Consider the following 20,826-nt stretch of genomic DNA (forward strand, 5'->3'; position numbering starts at 1 on the left):
CAAGGTCGAGAAATTGAGTATAAAAAGTTGCATTCACAGCAGCTCCAACTCTTCTAAATACCTCGAAGCTCTGCTTCGAGGATCCTTTATTTGAGAGAAATTTTGGGCTCGATTGCCGAGGCCTATAGAGTTGGAGTGAAACGCAATGTCAGAGGCAGGAAGTAAACTGATCAGTTCGGCGCGGCAAGCACTGGCCTATGCCCGTGGCGAAGCAAAGGAAGGTTTTGTCGCGCATGTGCCGGAAGAGGTGGATGTTAAGGCGATCCGCAAGAGTCTCGGATTGACGCAACCGGAGTTTTCCTTGCGTTTTGGTTTCGATATTCGTGCCGTGCAGGATTGGGAGCAGAAACGCCGCAAACCGGAACGCTCGGCGCGAGTGTTGCTGACGGTCATCGCCCGCGAACCCGAAGCCGTCAGCCGGGCATTGTCGGAGTGAACGCCTGATTGATGTTTTCAGCGGTTCCGAGACGTTGAGCCTTTGCCATACTTCCTTTGTTGATCCTTCGGCGATCCCACGAAAACCCACAATTCATTGCCGCACCCCACATTCCCGGTTTTGTTCTTTTTGCAGGAGTTGTTCGTAGAGGGATTCGGGAGCAACATCCGCTCCGTTGGGCCAAGCGACGCTTCCGCCGTCGATAAAAGCTTTTCTGAAAAAGCCAGGCTCTTTGAGAGTAGCGAACACCGGGCCTTTTTGCGGGTACTCTGAAAAATCGACATCACCAAGCCAGTTCTCTCCTCGAATCACGAGAACTCGTCATAGCGAGTAACGACCTGTCGGGATGTGGCGATCCATCTTTTACTGCCTTCGCCGATTCCGCATGGATTGCCACGTCGCTACGCTCCTCGCAATGACGGGATAACGATAATCGCAGAAGTACGTTATCCCGATCACATCATTCAGGTTCCAAATGGTGCACTCTTCAGTTTAAAGGTTCGCCAGGCATCATCTCCTTGCTCGATCCGGCAAGCTCCCAATCTGCCAAAAGCTCGTTGGTATCACTGAATATCAGGGCCGTTAATCCGTTGCCGCAAATTTTTTCGTTGATCCTTCGGCTCATCGGGCCATGCCTGAAAGATATTGCAAAGAATGAATGGCCGTCATATACTTCAAAAGAGCAACCTCAAACTGCATTTCAGCAACAGGCAGAACAATGCAAAAGGAACAGGTACTACAGATTATCCGTGAACACAAGCAAGAGCTTGCTGATAAATATCACGTAAAAAAAGTCGGCATCTTCGGTTCCGTCGCCAATGACACTGCCAAGCCTGACAGTGATATTGACATTGTTGTTGAAATGGAGCCTAACCTGTTACTCCAGGCAGAATTACAGGCGACTCTCGAATCGCTTCTGATGAGAAAGGTTGACGTGATTCGCTACTGGAAACGCATGAACCAGTACCTCAAAGCGCACATTGACGAGGAAGCGCTTTATGTATAACACGCGCCTTCTTGCTGAAAAACTCAGTCAGATCGATGAGGCGCTCGGCAGAATCGAGCGGCGAGCCGCTTCGATCAAAACGGTTGACGATTTTCTCGACAGCGAACACGGTCTCGACATGCTCGATTCGATTGCCATGATGCTCATTGCGGTTGGCGAAAATTTCAAGAAAATAGACAAGGAAACTGACGGCAACCTGCTCAAGGATTACCCGAACATCAACTGGACAGGCGTGAAAGGTATTCGGGATGTGCTTTCACATCAATATTTTAACATCGACGCTGAAGAAATATTCAATATCTGCATTCATGAACTCCCGGAATTGCGACAAGCTGTACTCTCCATGATCGAGACGACTCAACGTTTGTAGTCCCATGCCGAAAGTCCTCGGAACTCGGGATTGATGCACGACACCTTCCCGCTTTCATTCTTTTTGCAGGAGTTTTTCGTAGAGGGATTCGGGAGCGACATCCGCTCCGTTGGGCTGAGCGACGCTTCCGCCATCGATAAAAGCTTTTCTGAAAAAGCCCGGCTCCTTGAGAGGCGCGAACACCGGGCCTTTCTCCGGGTACTCTGAAAAATCGATCTCACCATGCAACCCATCGTCGAAGGTGACATGTCTCACAACTTCCCAATGGTTCCCAGCGGCAGGAAGAGGGTTTGAGGTCTGCCGAGACAAGGGATGAAACCGTGGTGCTGGTAAAATGCCGTGGCGTTGTGATCTTTTGCATCGACCAGCAACGCATAAACCCCCATCGCGGTGTTCGACGATTTTTTCAGGGCATCGGCAATAAGTACGCTGCCAAGACCTCGTCCCTGATAGCGTTCGTCAACCGCCAGCCGCCCGATTCTCGACGCGGGGATAGCGTCGTAACGAGGCATCTTTCTGGCAAGCTGATCGGGCACCTCCAGCAACGGAATCTGAGCTGCGGAAAGCGTGTAATATCCAGCTATTCTCTTTTCTTCATTGTCGATAGCTACAAAGCAGCGGGCGAGATTTCGTTTGATATCCTGACCGGCGCGTTCAGCAAAATAGCGGTCGAGGAGTTCAACTCCGCAGCAAAATCCGGCTTTCGCGTTTTCGCGGCTGAAGGAGACTATCGAGAATGGCGAAGTGCTCATGATCTCGTTTAGCCGTTGTTCCCGATCAATTCAGCGTGTTTGTCAAACGCTTTTTTCAGCGCTTCATTCGGCTCCGGCGGGTTCAGGAGCGCCTCCGCAAACGCCGTTTGCCCTTCAATCGACAACTGGATAACGTGGCTCCCCTCAATCGTTTTGGTAGCGGCTTCGAGCGCGGCATGAACGACAAAATCGGTCACCGTCCTTCCCTGAATTTCGGCGGCTCGCTTGATCGTCGAATGAACCTGACTGCTGATTCTCGCTTCAAGCCGAGCTTTGCTATCGGCTTTTTGTTTTGAGGCTTTTTGAGGTACTGTGAGGAGACATTTTACACTTGTGGCTTTTTTAAATGACGATTCTCCTTTTCCGGACTTGTTCCAATTCGTTTTGGAAAGCGTATCGGTTACCGATTTATTTTTTGGATTGAGCGTCGTTTTCATAATGAGTCAAGTTTTGTACGGCAATTTACCGGAATATAAGAAAAAGATCGGTTTGAGTTAGCAAGGGTAAAGCTTTTATGGTAGCTTCGTTCAGGGCAAGTACTTTGGATTTCTCCTTCGAGGCGCTTCCGCTCATCACAACTTCTCAATCTCCTCAAGCAAATCTGGATGCCGGTCGATGAGTTTGAGCAATTTGAGAAGCGGCGCAGGCGGTTTGGTTTCTCCGCGCTCGTAACGCGAGAACGCAACTTTGCCGACGCCGAACGATGATGCGAGTTTTGCTTGGGTCAGCTTCAGCTTTCTGCGGATGCGCCGGATGTCTGCCGCCGGGTCGCCTTTGATTGCCCGTACCAAACCTTCCTGAGCCTCCGTATAGCGTCGGTAGCTCTCTTCATCCCAAATCCCTTCGCCACATTCCGGGCAGAACTGGCCGTGCATGTCATGCAACGTCATCGATTTGCCGCCATACGTGAGCGTTTCCTCCAAAACCTTGTCGATCATACCGCTGTGACCGCAAGAGGGACATTTCTTCGTATTCATAATCACCCTTGTTCCTTTTTCATTTATACTTATCAATTTGATAAAATTATCCAATTATATGTCAAATAAACTTCACTTAACAGTAGATCTGAATTGTTTTGCGCTTGCAGGGGCACTATTTCTTTCCACTTCCTTGATTCTCACCCCGGATATTCTGAACTTTAAAGAGGCGGCTCGGCTGGTGTGGCGCGGCTGCATGTTCCTGTTCTGTTGAAGTGTTGGGGTCTTGTAGTTCATGGTGTTTCTCAAACAACTTGAAAGGAGGTCTCGCATGTCCAGGTTCATTTCAATTTTGATGTCCGCCGCGCTGGCGCTGTGTCTGCTCACGGTTCGCGCGGAAGGAAAAGGGGTTTCGGTCAAGCTTGAACCCGAGGTCGCACTTGGCGCGTTCACCGGGCTGGTCGAAGATCATCTCGCGGGCATTCTTCGCACAGAAAAAGCCATTGCCGTTTCAAAAGAGGCGAAGTCGGCCAAATGGGACGAAGTCAAGCCATTGCTCGACCGCTTCAGTCAGGATCTGCCGACCAATGCCACGGTGTGGTTCATGATGCCCGATGGCAGCTACTACTCCACCGCGAAGGGCGGACTCGCTGAACAGAGTCTCCGTGACCGCGCCTATTTCCCGAAACTCGCGGCGGGCAAGGAGGTGCTTGGCGAGCTGGTCATCAGTAAATCGACGGGGCAGCGCTCGATTATCGTCGCCGTTCCGGTGGTCGCCAGCGGCAAGGTGATTGCGGCGGTTGGCGTTTCGGTCGATGCGGTCAAGCTTGCCGAACTTGTCGAATCCCGCATGACGCTGCCGGACAACGCCTACTTCTACGCGCTTGATGCCAAGACCAAAGTCACGCTGCACCGCTATCAGGCCCGGACGTTCAAAACGGTTTCCGAAATCGGCAACGAAAGCCTTGGCGACGCTTTCAAAAAGGTGATGGGCAAGGATCGGGGCGTTTTCAATTATTCGCTCGACGGCAAGAAGATGACCTCGATTTTCCGCAAATCCGAGCTTCTCGGCTGGTACTTTTTCATCGCCCGGCAATGCAAATAACCGGTCACGCTGTCATTTTTCGCTTCGCCCAGAATGACCGTCAGGCGTAATCTGAAATATTATCGATACTATGGACAGAGACCGTGAGTTTATGGCGCTGGCCCTCGAACAGGCCCGGAAGAGCTACGAAGAGGGCGGCGTGCCGGTCGGGGCGGTGATGGTCGAAAATGGCGAGGTGATCGCCGCCGGGCACAACCAGCGCGTGCAGCAGGGCGACCCGATCGCTCACGGCGAGATGGACTGCATCCGCAAGGCGGGCCGCCGCGCCCGGTACAGCGACGTAACGCTCTACACGACGCTCTCGCCGTGCATGATGTGCGCGGGCGCAATCGTCCAGTTCGGCATCGGGCGGGTCGTCGTGGGGGAGGAGCGGAACTTCCGAGGCAACGCCGGATTCCTGCGCGAGCACGGCGTCGAAGTCACGCTTCTCGACGACGCCGGATGCCGCAGCCTGATGGACGCATTCATCGCCGAACGCCCCGACCTCTGGGACGAAGACATCGCCGGGAACGGGTGAGGGCGCTTCCGGCATCCATCAAAGACTCCAACCATTTTATGAAGGCAACGAATATGAGCTTGATTATCCGGCTGAAAGATGTCGTTGAGGCTATAGGCCAGGCTGATGAAGAGCAGCGGGCGTTTCTGAATATCGGGACGGGACGGATTGTGACGTTTAGCCGCGATGCGCTGGATGCGGCGGAGTTGGGCAGCGCTGTCCGGGCGGGGGAGGAGGCGATGGTGCGGGAGGCCGGCGTGGCGCTGAATTCCGGCGATTACCGCGAGTTGCCCGATCAGTTCGACATCGATGACTGTTCGATCATGCGGCGATTCTGCCAGACGGTTGAAAACGACGAACTGCGGCGCGGGTTGCTGCGGAGCATTCAGGGGCGCGGAGCATCGATGCGCATCAGGAGCACGGCGGAGGCGTTCGGGGTTTCGGAGGCGTGGAGCGCCTTTCGCGACAAGGCGTTGCGGGCCATCGCCATCGATTGGCTTGAAAAGCAAGAGATTTCCTACGCCGGGGAGTAGCCAAAAAAGGCGCGGTTCACAACAGCATGAACTTCACATCGCTCCGCCATCCCGTCCACCTCCTCCACGCTGTCCACCTTCAGCCGTAAACCTCACGACGCCTGCGCTTCCGCCTTCGGCACTGGTCGCCAGCAGGTGTCGGCGGGGGCGGTCTCGATGGTGCATTCTACCAGATTCATCTCCTTGATCATGAGTGTGCGCGAAGGGTGGTGGCGCACCAGCTCGTAGTCGTGCGTGCCGACGATGACGCTGATGCCTTTGGCGTTGATCTTCTTGAGGTATTCGAGGATTTCGAGCGAGGTTTCCGGGTCGAGGTTGCCTGTCGGCTCGTCGGCGATGATGGCGAGCGGCTCGCCGACCAGCGCGCGGGCGATTACCACGCGCTGTTGCTCGCCGCCGGAGAGGTTCTGCGGCATCTCTTTGGCGGCCTGTTCGAGGCCGACCTCCTTCAGCGCGGTCATCACCTTCTCCTTGATGAGCGAGTGCTTGGTGCCCGTCACCTTGAGCACGAAGGCGAGATTGTCATAGACGCTGCGGTCTTCGAGCAGCCGGAAGTCCTGGAAGACGATGCCGAGCTTGCGCCGGAGCATCGCGATTTTGCCCTTTCTGATCTTCCGCGAGCTGTAGCCGTTGACGACGATTTCGCCCTTCACCGGCCTCGTCTCCATGTAGAGCGACTTGAGCAGCGTGGTCTTGCCGCTGCCGCTCCGGCCCACGATATAGACCAGCTCACCCGGCTGGATCGAAAAGTTCAGGTTCCGGAAAATGGGTTTTTTCCTGATGTCGATATCGGCGTTGACGAAGGCGATCATGGGTTTCTAAGTGGTTTGCGTTCTGTTCGTTGCGATGGTGGCGGCAAGCTTTGCCGCTTCGAGAAAACTGCGTTCGGAGGCCGTGCCCTTGCCCGCCTTGTCGAAGCCGGTGCCGTGGTCGGGCGAGGTGCGCACAATGGGCAGGCCGAGCGTGACGTTGATGCCCGTGTCAAACGCGAGCACCTTGAAGGGCAAAAGCCCCTGGTCGTGGTACATGGCGACGACGAGGTCGTAGTCGCGGTAGCGTTTCGCGCCAAAAAAGCCGTCCGCCGGAAACGGGCCGTCGATCTGCATCGACGCCGCCAGCCGCTCGATAGCCGGGCGGATCACCGTGGCCTCCTCGCTGCCCATGACGCCGCCGTCCGAGGCGTGCGGGTTGAGGCCAAGCACGGCGATCTTCGGCGCGTCGAGCCGGAAGTCGCGCCGCATCGACGCGGCGAGCGTGGCGAAAAATCCGTCGAGATCCATCGCCCGCACCAGCTCCGGCACCTTTGCGAGCGGCTCGTGAATCGTCGCCAGCGCCACCTTGAGGCCGGAGACGGGATCGACAAAGAGCATGATCTGCGACGAGACGCCGAAAAAGTCGGCCAGAAAATCGGTGTGGCCGGTGTTGCGGTATCCGGCAAGTGCAATCGCCTCCTTGTGCAAGGGCGCGGTGACGAGGGCGTCGCAGAGGCCGCTACGGCAGAGCGAGGCGGCGGCTTCGAGCGAGCGCATGGCGATTTCGCCCGCGCTTGCCGAGAGTGCGCCCGGCTGGATCGCCTCCGGCTCGGCGACGCTCAGCACGTGCAGCACACCCGCTTCCGGCACGATCTGCGCGATGTCGCCCGGACTGTCAATCCGGCGCAGCTCCACCGGCAGGCCGAGCCGGTCGCGGTAGAATTCGAGCGCCTTGAGCGATCCGGCGGCGACGTAGCACTCCTCTCCCGAAGGCAGCGCGAGGAGGCTTTTCAGGATGATCTCCGGCCCGATGCCGTGAATGTCGCCGATTGAAAAGACGATGCGCATGGTCAGAGCCTCTTGTACGCGGTCGCGATCTTTTCGTCCTTCTTCACGCCAAGCGAGGCGAGCCAGAAGAGCACCGGTTCGGGCAGCAGCATGAACAGCCCGCTGCCGGGCGCGAAGCTCACGGAGGTTGACTGCGTTTCGAGGTACTGCTTCAGGAAGTGCCCGCCCGCAAGCCCGGCAAGCAGGTCGGCCACGAACAGCACAACGCAAAGCGAGATCAGCGTTTGCTGGAGTTTGCGCTTCGAGAACATGAAGATGGTCACGAGCGCCACGATGCCGGTAAGCGGCGAGAGAATGCCGCCAGCGACGCTTCCGGCGGTGACGATCACGCCCGCGCCCTGCACGTCCATGAAGTCACCGAAAAGAATGAGCGTGTCGGTCGTGAAGCTCCAGAACGGAAAGGCCATGCTGCCGAACGCGAGCAGCGCGGCAAGGAAGAGGTAGAGGCTTTGGATTCTGCTTAACATGATGGACGAGGTTTAGGTTCGTTGCATGATATGCCCTGAATATACGGAAATCAGGAATTCGGGGCAGGGTTCTTTGTTGGCAGGGGTGGATGAATCGGCTTGCCGCGATGGTGAGGCTCACTGCTTTTTCTTCGCCAGCAAAGCGTTCAGATTGTTTCTGTATAATACTGTAGTTGGATGATTGGGGCCAAGCGCTTTTTCATCGATAACGAGAGCGCGCCGAAAGAGCGGTTCAGCGTCGTCATACTTGCCCTGACCATAGAGTAAGCTTGCCAGATTGTTCAGGCGAGTGGCAACGTTTGGATGATTTGAGCCGAGAGCTTTTTCATCGATAACAAGAGCGCGTCGATAAAGCGGTTCGGCTTCAGCGTACTTCTCCTGATCAGAGAGCAAAAGCGCCAGATTGTTTAGGTCTGTAGCAACATCAGGATGATTTGAGCTGAGAGCTTTTTCATCGATGGCGAGAGCGCGTCGATAAAGCGGTTCGGCTTCAGCGTACTTCTCCTGATCAGAGAGTAAAAGCGCCAGATTGTTTAGGTTTGTAGCAACATCAGGATGATTTGGGCCGAGAGCTTTTTCATTCATGGCGAGAGCGCGTCGGAAGAGCAGTCCAGCCTCGTCATACTTGCCCTGAGTTTTCAGCAAAAGTGCCAGATTGTTTAGGTCTGTAGCAACATCAGGATGATTTGGGCCGAGAACTTTTTCCCTGATAGCAAAAGCACGACGAAAAAGTGGTTCGGCTTCGGTGTAGTTACCCTGATCAGAGAGCAATACCGCCAGATTGTTCAGGCTTGCGGCAACATCGGGATACTCTGGGCCAAGAGTCTTTTCTCCGATAGAAAGAGCGCGTCGAAAGAGTGGTTCAGCTTCGGCGTAACGCCCCATTTTCCAGAGTATTCCAGCATGGGTATTGAGATAGAGCGGGTTCTCGTCCTCGATGGCGGCGGCTTTTTTGTAGTAGCGCTCGGCTTCGGGGTAGTTGATTTGCAGCTCGTAGGTCTGGCCTTGCAGATAATGCACTTTTGCAAGGTCTTGCTGCAAATCGTTGTGTTTGTTGCGGAACTCGGCGAGCAGGCGATTGACCTCGTCGTAGTTGAAGTTGTCTCTGGCGGCTTCGATTTTTGGAATCAGCGCTTTCAGTTCAGCGCCGACGGAGCCTTGCTGAAACAGCTTTTGCGCGTCGGCATCCGCCTGCACCACCTTGTCGAGGAAGTTTGAGAGGTCTTCCCAGAATTTCGCCCGGCTGTAGGCATCGAGTTGCTCGACCTCCTTGCCGCCATGAGCGGCGCGAACCAGCTTCCTGAACGCGGGATTCTCTTTGGTCGCCTCCCAGTCCTGATGCTGGATGGATTTTCTGTACTCGGCCAGTTGCTTTGGACTCAATCCGCGATAGACTGTAACATTCCCGTCAGCAACGATGTTTTCATCTCCGTTGATGGTGGTTTTCACCTGGGCGGCAGACAAAGAGGGTTGCGCGGTGAGCGTGAGAATGGTGATCCCGGCAATGACGGTGCCCGCGAAACGATGTATGGTTGATCTCATCTTTGCTCTTCTCCCTGAATCGTGACGTTGCCACCAGCACTGATGTTGTTGTCACCGTTGATGATCGTGACGTTTCCTTCATTCTTCTCAACGGATTGTGACGGCGGCGTAGCAGGCTGTGTTGCAGGAGCCGTTACGGCAGGTGCGACCGGAGCGGGTTCCGTTTTCCTTGAGTTCAGATAACCGAACGCGCCGGTTATGACTGCGACGATGATCGCGACAATGCCGCCGATGATCGCCACTTTCACTTCTTTTTTCATTGGCAGTGGGGATGGGGGTGAAACTGCAAAATCTGTATGCCGAAAGATACTGCGGAAATAGTGCCGGGGCAATTGGTTGGGAGCGATTACAGGGGTTGAGAAGAGGGCTGGCCCGATGGGTCGAGAGCATCCCGACGAAAGATTGTTCAGGAATCAGAATATGCCGAGCAGGCGCTCGGCGTTCCCAGGGTGTTATCCCGCTCCGTCACTTTCTGCGGCAATGCTGCGCTATATCTCTGGCGATAATCACGGTGGCGCCGAGACGGGCGTTGACGAATCCGCTTGCCTTTTCTCCGGCCTTTTTCAGTTGCCCGGCATTTTCGACAAACGCGGTCAGCGCCTCACGGAGTTCCGGCTCGCCGGTGACCACCGTGGCCGCTCCGGCTTCGACGAGGCCGGTGGCTTCGGGCGAATTGCCGTAGATCGGGCCGAAGAGCACCGGAATGCCATGCGCGGCCGGTTCGATGGTGTTGTGCACGTTCACGCCGAAGCCGCCGCCGACGTAGGCGATCGAGGCGATGGCGTACAGCTCGGCGAGGTAGCCGGTCTGGTCGATCACCAGTACCTGCCGGGCCGGGTCGAAGGTTTCGTCCATCTCTGAAATGGTCACCGCTTCGATGTCGCGCTCCCGCAGATTCTCCAGCAGCCGCCCGATGTTCTGCCGATCCACCTTGTGCGGCACCAGGACGAGGCTGAGTTTCCGGCGGAGAGAAAGCCACGCGGGAACGAGGATCGCCTCGTCCGGCTCCCAGGTGCTGCCGCCGACCAGCACCATCCGGTCGCGGAAGAGCGGCTTGAGCCGCGCCGCCCGTTCGTCGCTTTTTTTCCGGCGCTCGACAACCTGGTCGAATCGCGGATCGCCCGCCGTGATGACGTTCTTGCAGCCGAATTGGTTCAGAAACGTTTCACGGCCTTCGGCGTCGATGGTGTAGATGACGTCGAAAAGCGAAAAAAGGTCGCGGTAAAATCCTCTCAATCCGCGCTTGAGGTAGGGTGATCCGGGCGGGAGGGCGGCGGCGGCGAGGAGCATTCGCGCCCCGCTTCGCTTGATCGCTTCGAGATGGTTCGGCCAGAAGTCGTAGCGCATCAGCATGAAGATGTCCGCGCCGACGAGTGCCGCGAGTTGCCGGGCGTTCTCCGGCGTGTCGAGCGGCAGGTAGAAGACCGCCGCCGCGTCGGGGTAGTGCTTCCGCGTTTCGTAGCCCGAGTCGGAGAAGAACGACACCACCACATCCATCTCCGGAATCTGCTCGCGCAACTCCGCAATGATCGTGCGGGCCTGCTCGAACTCGCCGACCGACGAGGCGTGAATCCACAGTCGGCACGACGGTTCCGGCAGCGCGGCGAGGCGCGATTCAAGCTCCTCGAACAGGTTCGTCCGCGCCTCCGCGAAAGTTTTCAATCTCGGCTTGCGCGACGCCAATAGCCGGAGCAGATGCGGCTGGAGCGGAGAGAGCAACCGGTATGCGGCCAGGACGAGTGAGACCATGATTTTGTTGGGCGATGAAGAGCTGTCGTTGTCGAAAATAATAAAAAATGAGACAAGAGTCGCCGTGCGTTCCGGTCGGGCGGCATCGTTCATTTTCGTTGCGTACATTGTCTGTATGAAGCTCTGCCGAACGATTCATCACGGAGATTCCGGAACATGCCGTACCGCCAGCTCGACCATACCGCCGACCTCTGCTTCGAGGTGAGTGCCGCGAGCTTCGCGGAGCTGGCGGGCGAGGCGTTGCGGGCGATGATGGCGTGGACTGGCCCGGAGTGGACGGATGTGCGGGTCGAGCGTCCGTTTCGCGTCGAAGCGCCCGACCGCACGGCGCTGCTCATCGATCTGCTCAACGAAGCGCTCACGCTCTCGCAGATTCACCACGAAGCCTACGACGCGCTCGCAATCCGCTCGGTCAGCGACGAGTTCGTCGAAGGCTCGTTTCTCGGCAGGGCGATTTCCGGCGCGAGGGATGAAATCAAGGCGGTCACGTATCACGGCGCGACGGTCGAAGAGCGGGCTGACGGTTCGTGGGTCGCAATCTTGTTGATGGACATCTGATGGAGGGCACGAGAGTTTTTGTCGGCCTGCCCGCTTGCCGCGAGCTTGTTGAAGCAACTCAGGCGTATCGGCGGGCGCACGCCGGGCTGACGGTACGGTGGGTGAGGCCGGAGAACCTTCATCTGACGCTGGTTCCGCCGTGGCAATGCCTCGATGTCGATACCGTCTGCCGCGCATTGAGCGAGGCGGCGGCGCGGCAGTCGCCGTTCGAGGTCATCTTCGAGCAGATATCGTTCGGCCCCGACCCGCGCCGCCCGAGGCTCATCTGGGCGACCGGCGCGGCTCCTGCCGGACTGCCGGAGTTCGCGCGGGGGCTCCTTGCCGCGACCGGAGCGCCGGGCGAACCGCGCAAATCATTCCTCCTGCACCTCACCATCGCCCGCTTCAACTCCCGTGATCTCGATGCGATGGGCCAGCGCAAACTGCGCGAACCGGTGTCGTGGCGCGGAACGCTCGACGCGCTCTGCCTCTACGAATCGCTGCTCAAGCCCGGCGGCGCACAGTACCGCGAACTGTGCCGGATCGGGCTTGGGCGGGCGGCTGATCTCTGCGCGGTTGATGCAAGCGCTTGTCATCATTGAAAAATAAATTCGTCTTTGGTCAGATAAAATCGTACTATTCAAATCAATTTTTATTGTGGTGATGATGCCAAGAAAGAGTCAGAAAATATTGACGGCTGATTGAGCCGCGTTTTTCTGCTGATTGTGATGGATCGATGGCCGGCCTTTGGCTGCCTCAGGACTGACGTGAGACTTCCCCCCTTCATTTCTCTTCTTTCCAGCATTGCGACCACGTGCGCCCCGACAGGGTTTTTTCGTGTACCGTTAACGAATAATGCCATCGTTCCGATTGCTGTCGGGATCGCCGGTTATTGACGGTGCTTTCAACAATGACATGGAAGGAGACTATGAGCGAACAACAGCAAGATCAATCTTTGAATTTCCGCAGCCTTGCACTGGCTGAACCGCTGCTTCAGGCCCTCGAAGCGGTGGGCTATGAAACCCCGACGCCCATTCAGGCCAGCACCATTCCGCTGCTTCTCGAAGGGCGTGACCTGCTCGGCCAGGCGCAGACCGGCACCGGCAAGACGGCGGCGTTCGCTCTGCCGATATTGTCTAACATCGATCTCTCATTGACCGATCCGCAGGCGCTCGTGCTCGCGCCGACCCGCGAGCTGGCGATCCAGGTTGCCGAGGCGTTCCATACTTATGCCGAGTTCATGCCTGACTTTCATGTACTGCCGATCTACGGCGGCCAGGATTACGGCGTGCAGATACGCAATCTCAAGCGCGGCGTTCATGTGGTGGTCGGTACTCCGGGCCGCGTGATGGACCACATGCGCAAGGGGACGCTGAACCTCGACAGCCTGAAGTGCCTGGTGCTCGACGAGGCCGACGAGATGCTGCGCATGGGCTTTATCGACGACGTCGAGTGGATTCTCGAACAGACCCCCGATAACCGCCAGGTGGCGCTCTTTTCGGCTACCATGCCGCAGCCGATCGTGCGCATCGCCCGCAAGTACCTGAAAGCGCCTGCCGAGATTTCCATTCAGAGCAAGACCACGACGGTCGAAACCATCCGCCAGCGCTACTGGATGGTCGGCGGCCACCACAAGCTCGACGCGCTGACGCGCATCCTCGAAGTCGAGCCGTTCGATGGCATCATCATCTTCGTGCGCACCAAGACCGAAACCGTGGCGCTGGCCGAAAAGCTTCAGGCGCGCGGATATGCCGCCGCCGCGTTGAATGGCGACATGGTGCAGTCGGCTCGTGAGCGCACCATCGAGCAGCTCAAGGATGGCACGCTGAACATCGTCATCGCCACCGACGTCGCCGCGCGCGGCCTCGATGTGGAGCGCATCAGCCACGTCATCAACTACGACATTCCGACCGACACCGAGTCCTACGTGCACCGCATCGGGCGCACGGGTCGCGCCGGACGCAGCGGCGAGGCGATTCTGTTCGTCTCTCCGAGGGAGCGCGGGATGCTCTTCGCCATCGAGCGGGCCACCCGCAAGCGCATCGACAAAATGGAGCTGCCCTCGACCGAGACGGTCAACGACAAGCGCATCGCCAAATTCAAGCAGCGCATCACCGACGCCATCGCCGCCGAAGACCTCGAATTCTACATCGGCCTGGTGGGGCAGTACTGCCTGGAGCACAACGTCTCCGAACTCGAAGCCGCTGCCGCTCTGGCCCGGCTCTTTCAGGGCGACGAACCGTTTCTGCTTTCCGCCAAGCAGGAGCGAGAGCGTTCAGAGCGCCGGGACCAAGACCGGGAACCTCGTCGCGATTCGTTCCGTGACGACGACCGCCGGGAGCGCGAGCCGCGCAGACAGAGCAAAGGCGGCCTCTATTCCGACGAGAAGAAGGAGACCTACCGCATCGAAGTGGGCAAGATGCACGACGTCAAGCCGGGCAACATTGCCGGTGCGATCATCAACGAAATCGGCCTCGACCCGGAAGCGGTTGGCAAGATTGTCATCAACGACCAGTACAGCACCGTCGAGCTTCCTGCGGGAATGCCGAACGATGTGTTCCAGGAACTCAAGAAGGTCAGGGTTTGCGGACGCCAGCTCCGGGTCTCGAAAATGGATGGCAGTCAGGGTGGCTACGGCGACCGTCACGACCGTGGATTCGGCGGTGATCGCGGCGGCAATCGCAGTTACGGAAGTGACCGCGGAGGCGAGCGTGGTGGCGACCGTGGATTTGGCGGCGACAAAAAGAAGAGCTACGGAAAACCCTCCGGTGAAAAGCGCAAAAAAGATGCCGGCGGTTTCTTCACCGGCTTCTCTTCCGGCAGAAAAAAGAAGCGGATGGGTGACTGATTCGCTACTCGTTTCACGATTTGAAAGCCTGACGCGATGGTTCCCGTTGCGTCAGGCTTTTTTGGTTTTCATCCGGCAGCGTCTAAATTTTGATTACGTGCATCTGACTTATCCGGCTGGTTGCGATACCGGTTCACCAAAATACGGGGGCGATCATGGAAATTGAATTCTACGGGGCGACGCGGCGGGTGACGGGTTCCTGCCATATTCTCAGGGCGAACGGGTTGACGGTGCTGCTCGATTGCGGACTGGTGCAGGGGAGCCGGGAGGTCGAGGCGCTGAACCGCGAGCCGTTTCCGTTCGAGCCGTCCGAAATCGACGCCGTGGTGCTCAGTCACGGGCACATCGACCATTCGGGCCGCCTGCCGCTGCTGGTGAATCGCGGCTTTCGCGGGCCGATTTTCACGCATCACGGCACCATCGATTTGTGCCGGATTCTGCTGCGCGACTCGGCGATGCTTTCGGAGAGCGACGCGCGGTTCATGCAGAAGCACGGGCAACGCAACGCCGAGCCGCTCTACACGGTCGAAGAGGCCGAGCGGTGCGTCAGCTCCATGACGGGTCTCGGCTACGGCGAGCGGCGGGAGATTCTGCCGGGCATCGCCGTGACGCTTTTCGACGCGGGCCACATCCTGGCCTCGGCGTTCGTCAAGCTCGAAGTCACGGAGGGCGAAACCACCCGCACGCTGGTGTTCAGCGGCGACCTCGGGCAGTACGATTCGCCGATCCTGAACGATCCCGAAGCGATTGGCCAGGCCGACACGGTGATCGTCGAAAGCACCTACGGCGACCGGCTGCACCGCGATTTCGAGAGCACCCTGGACGAAATCGGCGAGATCATCAAGACCTCGCGGCGCGACTGCGGCAACATCCTGATTCCCGCCTTCTCGATTGGCCGCAGCCAGGAGCTGCTCTACCTGTTCGGCGAGCACTACCATGAGTGGGAACTCAACAAGTGGCAGGTGTTCCTCGACAGCCCGATGGCCATCGAAGCGAGCCGTATCTACTGGCATCACGAGGAGTTATGGGACGACGAGGCGCGCCTGTTCCGACGCCAGATGCGCAAAATGCCGCCCGTCGGCAACCTGCACCTGACGCGCAGGGTGGAGGAGTCGATGAAGATCAACGAGTTCCACGAAGGCGCGATCATCATCGCCGGAAGCGGCATGTGCAACGGCGGGCGCATACTGCACCACCTGAAGCGCAACATCGGGCGGCCCGAATGCCACATCATCATCACCGGATTCCAGGCCGAGGGCACGCTCGGACGGGAGATCGTCGAAGGGCGCAAGGAGGTGTGGATGCACGGGCGGCAGTTCGCGGTGCGCGCCCAACTGCACACCGTCGGCGGCCTGTCGGCGCACGGCGACCGCAACGACCTCTTGCGCTGGCTGAAGAGCCGGGAAGGCTCGCCGCAGATAGTGATCGTGCACGGCGAACAGAGCGTCAAGGAGTCGTTCAGAGGAGTTCTGCGCGACGAGATTGGCGCCGATGCGCTCATTGCCCAACCCGGCGACCGGCTTAACCTTGTGTCGAACGAACTGCGAAAGGCAGAGATAGAATAACAGTAAAAAAAACGTATGATTATCAAGACTATCCACGAGCTTGTGCCCGTCCTGCAAACCGCCATCGGCCCGGTGATCCTGATCTCCGGACTTGGCCTGCTTTTGCTCACCATGACCAATCGCCTGTCGAGGGTCATCGACCGCTCGCGCGAGCTGCTCGACGAGAGCGACAAACTCTTCGGCGTTGACCGCACCCGCATCGACCGCGAGATCGACGTGCTCTGGCGGCGCGCCCGCTACGTGCGCAACGCGATTTTGCTGGCGGTAGCAAGCTGCCTCGGCGCGGCCACGCTCATCATTCTGCTCTTCCTCACCAGCTTGTTGCACTTCGATTTACCGCTGCTGGTTTCGACGGTGTTCATCATCAGTATGCTCTGCCTGATCGGCTCGCTCGTGCTCTTTCTGTTCGACGTCAACCTCACGCTTTCAGCGTTGCGCATCGAGTTCGAGGGGCACAGGAAGAAGAATTGATAATGAAAGAGGCGCGGTGTTTTGCCGCGCCTCGTTTTTCTGTCCTGTCCACGTTGTCCACTCAGTTTACAACGTCCACTCTCACCCGATCACCTCGAAACCGGTGTAGGGCCGCAGCACTTCCGGTACCATCACTTTGCCGTCGGCGGTCTGGTAGTGTTCGAGCAGCGAGACCATGAGTCGTGATGTCGCCAGCCCGGAGCCGTTCAGCGTGTGCACGAACTCCGGCTTGGCCTTGCCGCCGGGCTTGAAGCGGATGTTCGAGCGGCGGGCCTGGTAGTCCTCGAAGTTCGAGACGCTCGATGCTTCGAGATATTTGTTCTCGGCGGGTGACCACACCTCGATGTCGTAGCACTTGGCGGCGTTGGCGCTGATGTCGCCGCTGCACAGCGTGATGACGCGGTAGGGAATCCTGAGTGCGACGAGGATCGCTTCGGCGTGGCCGAGAATCTCTTCGAGCGCTTCATACGACTCTTCGGGACGGGTGAAGCGCACCATCTCCACCTTGTTGAACTGGTGCACCCGCAAAAAGCCGCGCGTGTCCTTTCCGTAGCTGCCCGCCTCGCGCCGGAAACAGGCCGAGTAGGCGGCGTAGGCGATGGGCAGGTTCGCCGCGTCGAGCATCTCGCCGCGATGCAGGTTGGTCACCGGCACCTCGGCGGTCGGGATGGCGTACAGCCCGTCCTCCGGCATGTGATAGACCTGGTCGGCGAACTTCGGCCATTGGCCGGTTCCCCGGAGCGACTCCTGGTTCACCATGAAGGGCGGGAACACCTCGGTGTAGCCGTGGCTGGTGCTGTGGGTGTCGAGCATGAAGTTGATGAGCGCCCGCTCCAGCCGCGCACCTTTTCCGACATAGACCGGGAAGCCAGCGCCGCTGATCTTCGCGCCGCGCTCGAAATCCAGCAGACCGAGGCTTTTGCCGAGTTCGAGATGGTTCTTGACCGGGAAATCGAGATCGTGCCCGAACGAAACCGGCCCCTTGCAGAGCACGTTGTCATCTGCCGAACGCCCTTCCGGAACGCTTTCGTGCAGGCGGTTGGGCAGGGTGAGCAGCAGCTCCTCCATGTCGGCTTCGAGGGTCGAGAGCGCCAGATCGAGATCGGCGATCTGGTCGGAGACCTCCTTCATCTGCCGGATCAGCTCCTCGCCTGAACCCTGTCCGGTGCGCTTGATGTTGGCGATCTCTTTGGAGACGCGGTTGCGCAGCGCCTTGAGGTCGTCGGTGCGCTGCACCATCGCCTTGCGTTCAGCGTCGCGTTCGAGCAGGCGGTCAACCTTCGGCGCGTCGTCACTTTGCTGGCGACGGCGCAGCATCTCTTTCACATCATCCGGATTCTGGCGGATGTACGTAATATCGAGCATAAATCGTTTAAAAAATGATGGTTAGGCTGAGAGGAGCGATTTGACGAGGTTCTGGACTTTGCCGCCGTCGGCTTTGCCCTTGAGCGCTTTCATGGCGAGGCCCATCACCTTGCCCATCTCTTTGATGGATGTCGCGCCGGTTTGCGCGATGATTTCACGGATGGCTGCTTCAACCTCTTCGTCCGGGAGCTGCTGCGGCAGATACTCTTCGAGCACCTTCAGCTCGGCGGCCTCGGTTTCGGCGAGGTCAGGGCGGTTGCCCGCCGTGAACTGCTCGATGGCGTCGCGACGCCGCTTGGCCAGCCCCATCACCACTTCGAGTTCCTGTTCCTCGTTCAGCTCGGCCTTGCCGCCGACCCGGATGGAAACCTCTTTTTCGAGCAGCGCGGCCCGGATAGAGCGGATCGCGTTCAGGCGAATCTTGTCGCCGCTTTTCATGGCTTCTTTCAGTTCGCGGTCGATTTTTTCCTTGAGGCTCATGGTAGTAAAATGGTGCGGTTCGTTGGTGGTTTTTCAAGAACCGGAAGATAAGAGGAATAGTTGATAATTGATAATTGACAATTGACAATGGATAGTGAAGAAGAAGCCTCAAAGGCTCACAACCGTTCTTGCAACTATCCATTATTCATTAGCAATTATCCATTGCTACTCCTCCTGCAAATCGCCGCTGGTTGGCCGCAGCACGATCGCTTCGACCGTGGTTCTCGCCGGTTGAAGGTACGCCTGCACCACCGGGACGGCGATGTCCTCCGGCATCATCATGAGCGCCTGCATTTCGTCGTTCACTTCACCCCACATTGGTGTCATCGCTGCTCCTGGCTGAACGTCGGTGACGCGCACGTTGCACTTCCTGGCGTACAGGCGCAGGGTTTCGACCAGGCCTCGCTGGCCGAATTTGGACATGCAGTAGAGCGATGAGTGTTTGAACGCTTTCGTTGCGGCCACCGAGGTGATGAAGAAGATGTGTCCCGAGCGCTGACGTTCCATGACGGCGAAGAGTGCTTGCGTCAGGAAAAAAGTGCCCTTCAGGTTGGTGTCCATCGTGTAGTCGAAATCCTCTTCGCTCATGTCACCCAGCGTTCCGAAGCGGCCAACGCCCGCGTTGTTTACCAGACAGTCGATGCGCCCGTGGCGCTCGGCGATGTGAGCGGCGAGCCGCCGTACATCGGTTATGTCGGAGATGTCCGCAGTAATGGTGTCGGTCAGGGCGCCTTCGGCGCGGCATTCGAGCGAGATGGCGTCGAGGTCTGCCGCTGTGCGCGAACAGAGAACGAGCACCGGCTCGAAATCAGGATGGTGCCTGACGGCCCTGGCGAATTCAAGCGCGATCGCCTGGCCAATACCTTTGCCTGCGCCCGTGACAAGAATAATATGTTTCATAACTACGCCATGAAAATGGTTACAGGTTTTCTATTGAGTGTATTTAATGCGAAATGGTTTCAACTATTGCGCCATTTGACGAAATAATCTATATTAAAAATTAAAGTTAAGTTTTCATTTTTTTAACCCTAACCTTCAGGTGTCATCATGGCTAAAAGCAAGGTTAAATGGTTTGATGGCAAAAAAGGGTACGGTTTTATTCTGAACCCTGATGGCGGCGAAGACATCTTTGTTCATTTCTCGTCGATCATTTCCGACCAGGGATTCAAGGTACTCAATCAGGATGCTGAAGTCGAATATGATCTCGAAAAAACGCAGAAAGGCTATCAGGCCAAGAGTGTTCGTGAGTTATCAGCTCCTTTGGACGCGGTTATTCCCGGCGTCGTCAGTTCCACGGTAAGGGGGGTGGTGCAAAACGAGTTCAATACGGCGCATCACTAAGCCGGTTTCAGGCGATTCTTTTCCAGTCGTTTCCAACAATCTCTCTCATGATTCAATAACCCCGCAGCAAGCTACGGGGTGCGAATTTATCTTTTATCGATGCTTTTCCGAAGCAGCGTTTCGAGGAGTGTCTTCATACGTTTTGATGCCGGAATTCCGGTTTCGGGATCGAACTCTTTTCAACAGCGCTTAACGCGCAATACCGGTCAAAGCAGGGAGTGATCCCTGAAGCTGAACCAGTCACTGTTTCCAACAATCACATGGTCGAGCAGTTCGATCTGGAGGAGGTCTCCGGCCTTTTTCAGGATCGAGGTGACCTGCTTGTCGGCGTTGCTTGGCTGCACGTCGCCCGAAGGGTGGTTGTGCACCAGAATGATCGAGTGCGCGCTTTCGCGAATCGCCGCCTTGAATATCTCTCTCGGATGGATGAGCGATGCGGTGAGGGTGCCGATGGTGATGGTTTCGTGACGCAGAATCCGGTTTTTCGTGCTCATGAACAGCACGAACAGATGCTCTTTGGTTTCGTCGGGGACGCGCCCCTGCATGTACTCGAAGACGTCACGCGCACCCTGTACCTTCCGGTTCAGATTGCGCGCAAAGCGCAGCCGCCGCTGAAGCTCGAAAATCGCGGCGATCTGCATTGCCTTGGCCTCGCCGATACCGGGCGTTTGCTGCAACTCTTGAATCGACAGCTCGGCGAGGCGTTCGAGGCCGTGCTCCGAAATAAGGCTGTTGCAGGTGTCGATGATGTTGAGTCCGGCGGTGCCGGAACGCAGGACCAGCGCCAGCAGCTCCGCCGGGCTGAGGGACTCCTTGCCGGAACGCAGAAAGCGCTCCCTCGGCCGGTTGTCCGGATCGATGTCGTGAATGCGCATGAAGGGTATCCTGTTAGGGGTCAGGTTTGCAAGAGTTGCAAGTTACAATTTTGTGGGGAGTTTTCTGCTTTCTGCGAAGTGAAAGCCTATAGGACTTATAGGTCGTATAAGTCCTATAGGAAAAAGAAAGAAGAGGCTTGCAGCCCTGCGA

Annotated in this window: 27 protein-coding genes; 12 read left to right on the forward strand and 15 right to left on the reverse strand. The window is 57.5% G+C overall.

The features are described from left to right. Positions 1-145 precede the first annotated feature (145 nt). Positions 146-436, forward strand: coding sequence for a DNA-binding transcriptional regulator (locus tag EST62_RS11220; RefSeq protein WP_129052172.1), 291 nt, complete (start codon positions 146-148; stop codon positions 434-436). Between the two features lie 93 nt (positions 437-529). Here EST62_RS11220 and EST62_RS11225 read toward each other — a convergent pair whose 3' ends face one another. Continuing rightward, positions 530-748, reverse strand: coding sequence for a DUF2442 domain-containing protein (locus EST62_RS11225; protein ID WP_167599328.1), 219 nt, complete (start codon positions 746-748; stop codon positions 530-532). A 406-nt stretch (positions 749-1,154) separates the two neighbouring features. Here EST62_RS11225 and EST62_RS11230 point away from each other — a divergent pair, with 406 nt between their 5' ends. Further along, positions 1,155-1,442, forward strand: a complete 288-nt coding sequence (locus EST62_RS11230) for a nucleotidyltransferase family protein (RefSeq protein WP_129052173.1) — start codon at positions 1,155-1,157, stop codon at positions 1,440-1,442. Further along, positions 1,435-1,812, forward strand: coding sequence for a DUF86 domain-containing protein (locus EST62_RS11235; protein ID WP_129052174.1), 378 nt, complete (start codon positions 1,435-1,437; stop codon positions 1,810-1,812). The genes EST62_RS11230 and EST62_RS11235 overlap by 8 nt, the downstream gene beginning before the upstream one ends. A 54-nt stretch (positions 1,813-1,866) precedes the next feature. On the opposite strand, the gene EST62_RS11240 is transcribed toward EST62_RS11235, so the two are convergent. From EST62_RS11240 to EST62_RS11255, 4 genes are all read right to left on the reverse strand, one after another. Then, positions 1,867-2,067 (reverse strand): DUF2442 domain-containing protein, encoded by a 201-nt coding sequence (locus EST62_RS11240; protein ID WP_129052175.1) that lies wholly within the window; start codon positions 2,065-2,067, stop codon positions 1,867-1,869. Beyond that, on the reverse strand, positions 2,064-2,564 hold the full coding sequence (locus tag EST62_RS11245; protein WP_129052176.1) for a GNAT family N-acetyltransferase: 501 nt from the start codon (positions 2,562-2,564) through the stop codon (positions 2,064-2,066). Before EST62_RS11245 ends, EST62_RS11240 begins: the two co-directional genes overlap by 4 nt. 8 nt (positions 2,565-2,572) lie before the next feature. Next, positions 2,573-3,001, reverse strand: coding sequence for a DUF1778 domain-containing protein (locus EST62_RS11250; protein ID WP_129052177.1), 429 nt, complete (start codon positions 2,999-3,001; stop codon positions 2,573-2,575). 135 nt (positions 3,002-3,136) lie between these two features. Continuing rightward, positions 3,137-3,541 carry a type II TA system antitoxin MqsA family protein gene (locus tag EST62_RS11255; RefSeq protein ID WP_209019437.1) on the reverse strand — a complete coding sequence of 135 codons (405 nt, stop codon included), beginning with the start codon at positions 3,539-3,541 and terminating at the stop codon, positions 3,137-3,139. Between the two features lie 271 nt (positions 3,542-3,812). Here EST62_RS11255 and EST62_RS11260 point away from each other — a divergent pair, with 271 nt between their 5' ends. From EST62_RS11260 to EST62_RS11270, 3 genes are all read left to right on the forward strand, one after another. After that, entirely contained in the window at positions 3,813-4,586 is a 774-nt protein-coding gene (locus EST62_RS11260) for a cache domain-containing protein (protein ID WP_167599329.1), read from the forward strand. Between the two features lie 70 nt (positions 4,587-4,656). Continuing rightward, positions 4,657-5,103, forward strand: a complete 447-nt coding sequence (locus tag EST62_RS11265; RefSeq protein ID WP_129052179.1) for a nucleoside deaminase — start codon at positions 4,657-4,659, stop codon at positions 5,101-5,103. A 53-nt stretch (positions 5,104-5,156) separates the two neighbouring features. After that, positions 5,157-5,615 carry a UPF0158 family protein gene (locus tag EST62_RS11270; protein ID WP_245153613.1) on the forward strand — a complete coding sequence of 153 codons (459 nt, stop codon included), beginning with the start codon at positions 5,157-5,159 and terminating at the stop codon, positions 5,613-5,615. A 92-nt stretch (positions 5,616-5,707) separates the two neighbouring features. Here EST62_RS11270 and EST62_RS11275 read toward each other — a convergent pair whose 3' ends face one another. From EST62_RS11275 to EST62_RS11300, 6 genes are all read right to left on the reverse strand, one after another. Beyond that, complete coding sequence (locus EST62_RS11275; protein WP_129052181.1) at positions 5,708-6,427, reverse strand: cell division ATP-binding protein FtsE; 720 nt, start codon at positions 6,425-6,427, stop codon at positions 5,708-5,710. Between the two features lie 6 nt (positions 6,428-6,433). After that, positions 6,434-7,435 carry a 4-hydroxythreonine-4-phosphate dehydrogenase PdxA gene (gene pdxA, locus EST62_RS11280; protein WP_129052182.1) on the reverse strand — a complete coding sequence of 334 codons (1,002 nt, stop codon included), beginning with the start codon at positions 7,433-7,435 and terminating at the stop codon, positions 6,434-6,436. A gap of 2 nt (positions 7,436-7,437) precedes the next feature. Then, on the reverse strand, positions 7,438-7,902 hold the full coding sequence (locus EST62_RS11285) for a DUF4293 domain-containing protein (protein ID WP_129052183.1): 465 nt from the start codon (positions 7,900-7,902) through the stop codon (positions 7,438-7,440). A 117-nt stretch (positions 7,903-8,019) separates the two neighbouring features. Beyond that, positions 8,020-9,444, reverse strand: coding sequence for a tetratricopeptide repeat protein (locus EST62_RS11290; RefSeq protein WP_129052184.1), 1,425 nt, complete (start codon positions 9,442-9,444; stop codon positions 8,020-8,022). After that, positions 9,441-9,704 carry a hypothetical protein gene (locus tag EST62_RS11295; RefSeq protein ID WP_129052185.1) on the reverse strand — a complete coding sequence of 88 codons (264 nt, stop codon included), beginning with the start codon at positions 9,702-9,704 and terminating at the stop codon, positions 9,441-9,443. Before EST62_RS11295 ends, EST62_RS11290 begins: the two co-directional genes overlap by 4 nt. 205 nt (positions 9,705-9,909) lie before the next feature. After that, positions 9,910-11,301 carry a 3-deoxy-D-manno-octulosonic acid transferase gene (locus EST62_RS11300; protein ID WP_245153615.1) on the reverse strand — a complete coding sequence of 464 codons (1,392 nt, stop codon included), beginning with the start codon at positions 11,299-11,301 and terminating at the stop codon, positions 9,910-9,912. 48 nt (positions 11,302-11,349) lie between these two features. On the opposite strand from EST62_RS11300, the gene EST62_RS11305 reads away from it, so the two are divergent. The 5 genes from EST62_RS11305 to EST62_RS11325 all read left to right on the forward strand — a co-directional run bounded on the left by EST62_RS11305 (position 11,350) and on the right by EST62_RS11325 (position 16,614). Beyond that, entirely contained in the window at positions 11,350-11,751 is a 402-nt protein-coding gene (locus tag EST62_RS11305; protein WP_129052186.1) for an archease, read from the forward strand. Continuing rightward, positions 11,751-12,332: an RNA 2',3'-cyclic phosphodiesterase gene (gene thpR / locus EST62_RS11310; RefSeq protein WP_129052187.1), complete on the forward strand. Its 582-nt coding sequence runs from the start codon at positions 11,751-11,753 to the stop codon at positions 12,330-12,332. Before EST62_RS11305 ends, thpR begins: the two co-directional genes overlap by 1 nt. 326 nt (positions 12,333-12,658) lie before the next feature. Next, the gene (locus EST62_RS11315; RefSeq protein ID WP_167599330.1) at positions 12,659-14,578 is read left to right on the forward strand and encodes a DEAD/DEAH box helicase; all 1,920 of its coding nucleotides are present in this window, start codon (positions 12,659-12,661) and stop codon (positions 14,576-14,578) included. Between the two features lie 155 nt (positions 14,579-14,733). Then, complete coding sequence (locus EST62_RS11320; protein WP_129052189.1) at positions 14,734-16,143, forward strand: MBL fold metallo-hydrolase RNA specificity domain-containing protein; 1,410 nt, start codon at positions 14,734-14,736, stop codon at positions 16,141-16,143. Between the two features lie 15 nt (positions 16,144-16,158). Further along, positions 16,159-16,614, forward strand: coding sequence for a DUF2721 domain-containing protein (locus EST62_RS11325; RefSeq protein WP_129052190.1), 456 nt, complete (start codon positions 16,159-16,161; stop codon positions 16,612-16,614). Between the two features lie 81 nt (positions 16,615-16,695). On the opposite strand, the gene serS is transcribed toward EST62_RS11325, so the two are convergent. The 3 genes from serS to EST62_RS11340 form a co-directional block, all read right to left on the reverse strand. Beyond that, complete coding sequence (serS, locus tag EST62_RS11330) at positions 16,696-17,979, reverse strand: serine--tRNA ligase (protein ID WP_129052191.1); 1,284 nt, start codon at positions 17,977-17,979, stop codon at positions 16,696-16,698. A 21-nt stretch (positions 17,980-18,000) separates the two neighbouring features. After that, positions 18,001-18,459, reverse strand: a complete 459-nt coding sequence (locus EST62_RS11335) for a GatB/YqeY domain-containing protein (protein ID WP_129052192.1) — start codon at positions 18,457-18,459, stop codon at positions 18,001-18,003. Positions 18,460-18,624: 165 nt separating this feature from the next. After that, positions 18,625-19,359, reverse strand: coding sequence for an SDR family oxidoreductase (locus EST62_RS11340; protein ID WP_129052193.1), 735 nt, complete (start codon positions 19,357-19,359; stop codon positions 18,625-18,627). A gap of 147 nt (positions 19,360-19,506) precedes the next feature. Here EST62_RS11340 and EST62_RS11345 point away from each other — a divergent pair, with 147 nt between their 5' ends. After that, complete coding sequence (locus tag EST62_RS11345) at positions 19,507-19,800, forward strand: cold-shock protein (protein ID WP_129052194.1); 294 nt, start codon at positions 19,507-19,509, stop codon at positions 19,798-19,800. Positions 19,801-20,006: 206 nt separating this feature from the next. Here EST62_RS11345 and radC read toward each other — a convergent pair whose 3' ends face one another. Then, positions 20,007-20,675: a DNA repair protein RadC gene (radC, locus tag EST62_RS11350; RefSeq protein WP_129052195.1), complete on the reverse strand. Its 669-nt coding sequence runs from the start codon at positions 20,673-20,675 to the stop codon at positions 20,007-20,009. Positions 20,676-20,826: the final 151 nt, after the last annotated feature.

This window comes from Chlorobaculum sp. 24CR, assembly GCF_004118635.1.
GTDB lineage: Bacteria > Bacteroidota > Chlorobiia > Chlorobiales > Chlorobiaceae > Chlorobaculum.

What these genes read in the sequence shown, in the direction of transcription:
- EST62_RS11300 (WP_245153615.1), bottom strand. Translation starts at nt 11,301, where the DNA reads ATGTACGCAACGAAAATGAACGATGCCGCCCGACCGGAACGCACGGCG.
- EST62_RS11315 (WP_167599330.1), top strand. Translation starts at nt 12,659, where the DNA reads ATGAGCGAACAACAGCAAGATCAATCTTTGAATTTCCGCAGCCTTGCA.
- thpR (WP_129052187.1), top strand. Translation starts at nt 11,751, where the DNA reads ATGGAGGGCACGAGAGTTTTTGTCGGCCTGCCCGCTTGCCGCGAGCTT.
- EST62_RS11250 (WP_129052177.1), bottom strand. Translation starts at nt 3,001, where the DNA reads ATGAAAACGACGCTCAATCCAAAAAATAAATCGGTAACCGATACGCTT.
- EST62_RS11340 (WP_129052193.1), bottom strand. Translation starts at nt 19,359, where the DNA reads ATGAAACATATTATTCTTGTCACGGGCGCAGGCAAAGGTATTGGCCAG.
- radC (WP_129052195.1), bottom strand. Translation starts at nt 20,675, where the DNA reads ATGCGCATTCACGACATCGATCCGGACAACCGGCCGAGGGAGCGCTTT.
- EST62_RS11235 (WP_129052174.1), top strand. Translation starts at nt 1,435, where the DNA reads ATGTATAACACGCGCCTTCTTGCTGAAAAACTCAGTCAGATCGATGAG.
- serS (WP_129052191.1), bottom strand. Translation starts at nt 17,979, where the DNA reads ATGCTCGATATTACGTACATCCGCCAGAATCCGGATGATGTGAAAGAG.
- EST62_RS11345 (WP_129052194.1), top strand. Translation starts at nt 19,507, where the DNA reads ATGGCTAAAAGCAAGGTTAAATGGTTTGATGGCAAAAAAGGGTACGGT.
- EST62_RS11295 (WP_129052185.1), bottom strand. Translation starts at nt 9,704, where the DNA reads ATGAAAAAAGAAGTGAAAGTGGCGATCATCGGCGGCATTGTCGCGATC.
- EST62_RS11220 (WP_129052172.1), top strand. Translation starts at nt 146, where the DNA reads ATGTCAGAGGCAGGAAGTAAACTGATCAGTTCGGCGCGGCAAGCACTG.
- EST62_RS11290 (WP_129052184.1), bottom strand. Translation starts at nt 9,444, where the DNA reads ATGAGATCAACCATACATCGTTTCGCGGGCACCGTCATTGCCGGGATC.
- EST62_RS11335 (WP_129052192.1), bottom strand. Translation starts at nt 18,459, where the DNA reads ATGAGCCTCAAGGAAAAAATCGACCGCGAACTGAAAGAAGCCATGAAA.
- EST62_RS11255 (WP_209019437.1), bottom strand. Translation starts at nt 3,541, where the DNA reads ATGAATACGAAGAAATGTCCCTCTTGCGGTCACAGCGGTATGATCGAC.
- EST62_RS11270 (WP_245153613.1), top strand. Translation starts at nt 5,157, where the DNA reads ATGAGCTTGATTATCCGGCTGAAAGATGTCGTTGAGGCTATAGGCCAG.
- EST62_RS11285 (WP_129052183.1), bottom strand. Translation starts at nt 7,902, where the DNA reads ATGTTAAGCAGAATCCAAAGCCTCTACCTCTTCCTTGCCGCGCTGCTC.
- EST62_RS11265 (WP_129052179.1), top strand. Translation starts at nt 4,657, where the DNA reads ATGGACAGAGACCGTGAGTTTATGGCGCTGGCCCTCGAACAGGCCCGG.
- EST62_RS11245 (WP_129052176.1), bottom strand. Translation starts at nt 2,564, where the DNA reads ATGAGCACTTCGCCATTCTCGATAGTCTCCTTCAGCCGCGAAAACGCG.
- pdxA (WP_129052182.1), bottom strand. Translation starts at nt 7,435, where the DNA reads ATGCGCATCGTCTTTTCAATCGGCGACATTCACGGCATCGGGCCGGAG.
- EST62_RS11305 (WP_129052186.1), top strand. Translation starts at nt 11,350, where the DNA reads ATGCCGTACCGCCAGCTCGACCATACCGCCGACCTCTGCTTCGAGGTG.
- EST62_RS11230 (WP_129052173.1), top strand. Translation starts at nt 1,155, where the DNA reads ATGCAAAAGGAACAGGTACTACAGATTATCCGTGAACACAAGCAAGAG.
- EST62_RS11325 (WP_129052190.1), top strand. Translation starts at nt 16,159, where the DNA reads ATGATTATCAAGACTATCCACGAGCTTGTGCCCGTCCTGCAAACCGCC.
- EST62_RS11260 (WP_167599329.1), top strand. Translation starts at nt 3,813, where the DNA reads ATGTCCAGGTTCATTTCAATTTTGATGTCCGCCGCGCTGGCGCTGTGT.
- EST62_RS11275 (WP_129052181.1), bottom strand. Translation starts at nt 6,427, where the DNA reads ATGATCGCCTTCGTCAACGCCGATATCGACATCAGGAAAAAACCCATT.
- EST62_RS11320 (WP_129052189.1), top strand. Translation starts at nt 14,734, where the DNA reads ATGGAAATTGAATTCTACGGGGCGACGCGGCGGGTGACGGGTTCCTGC.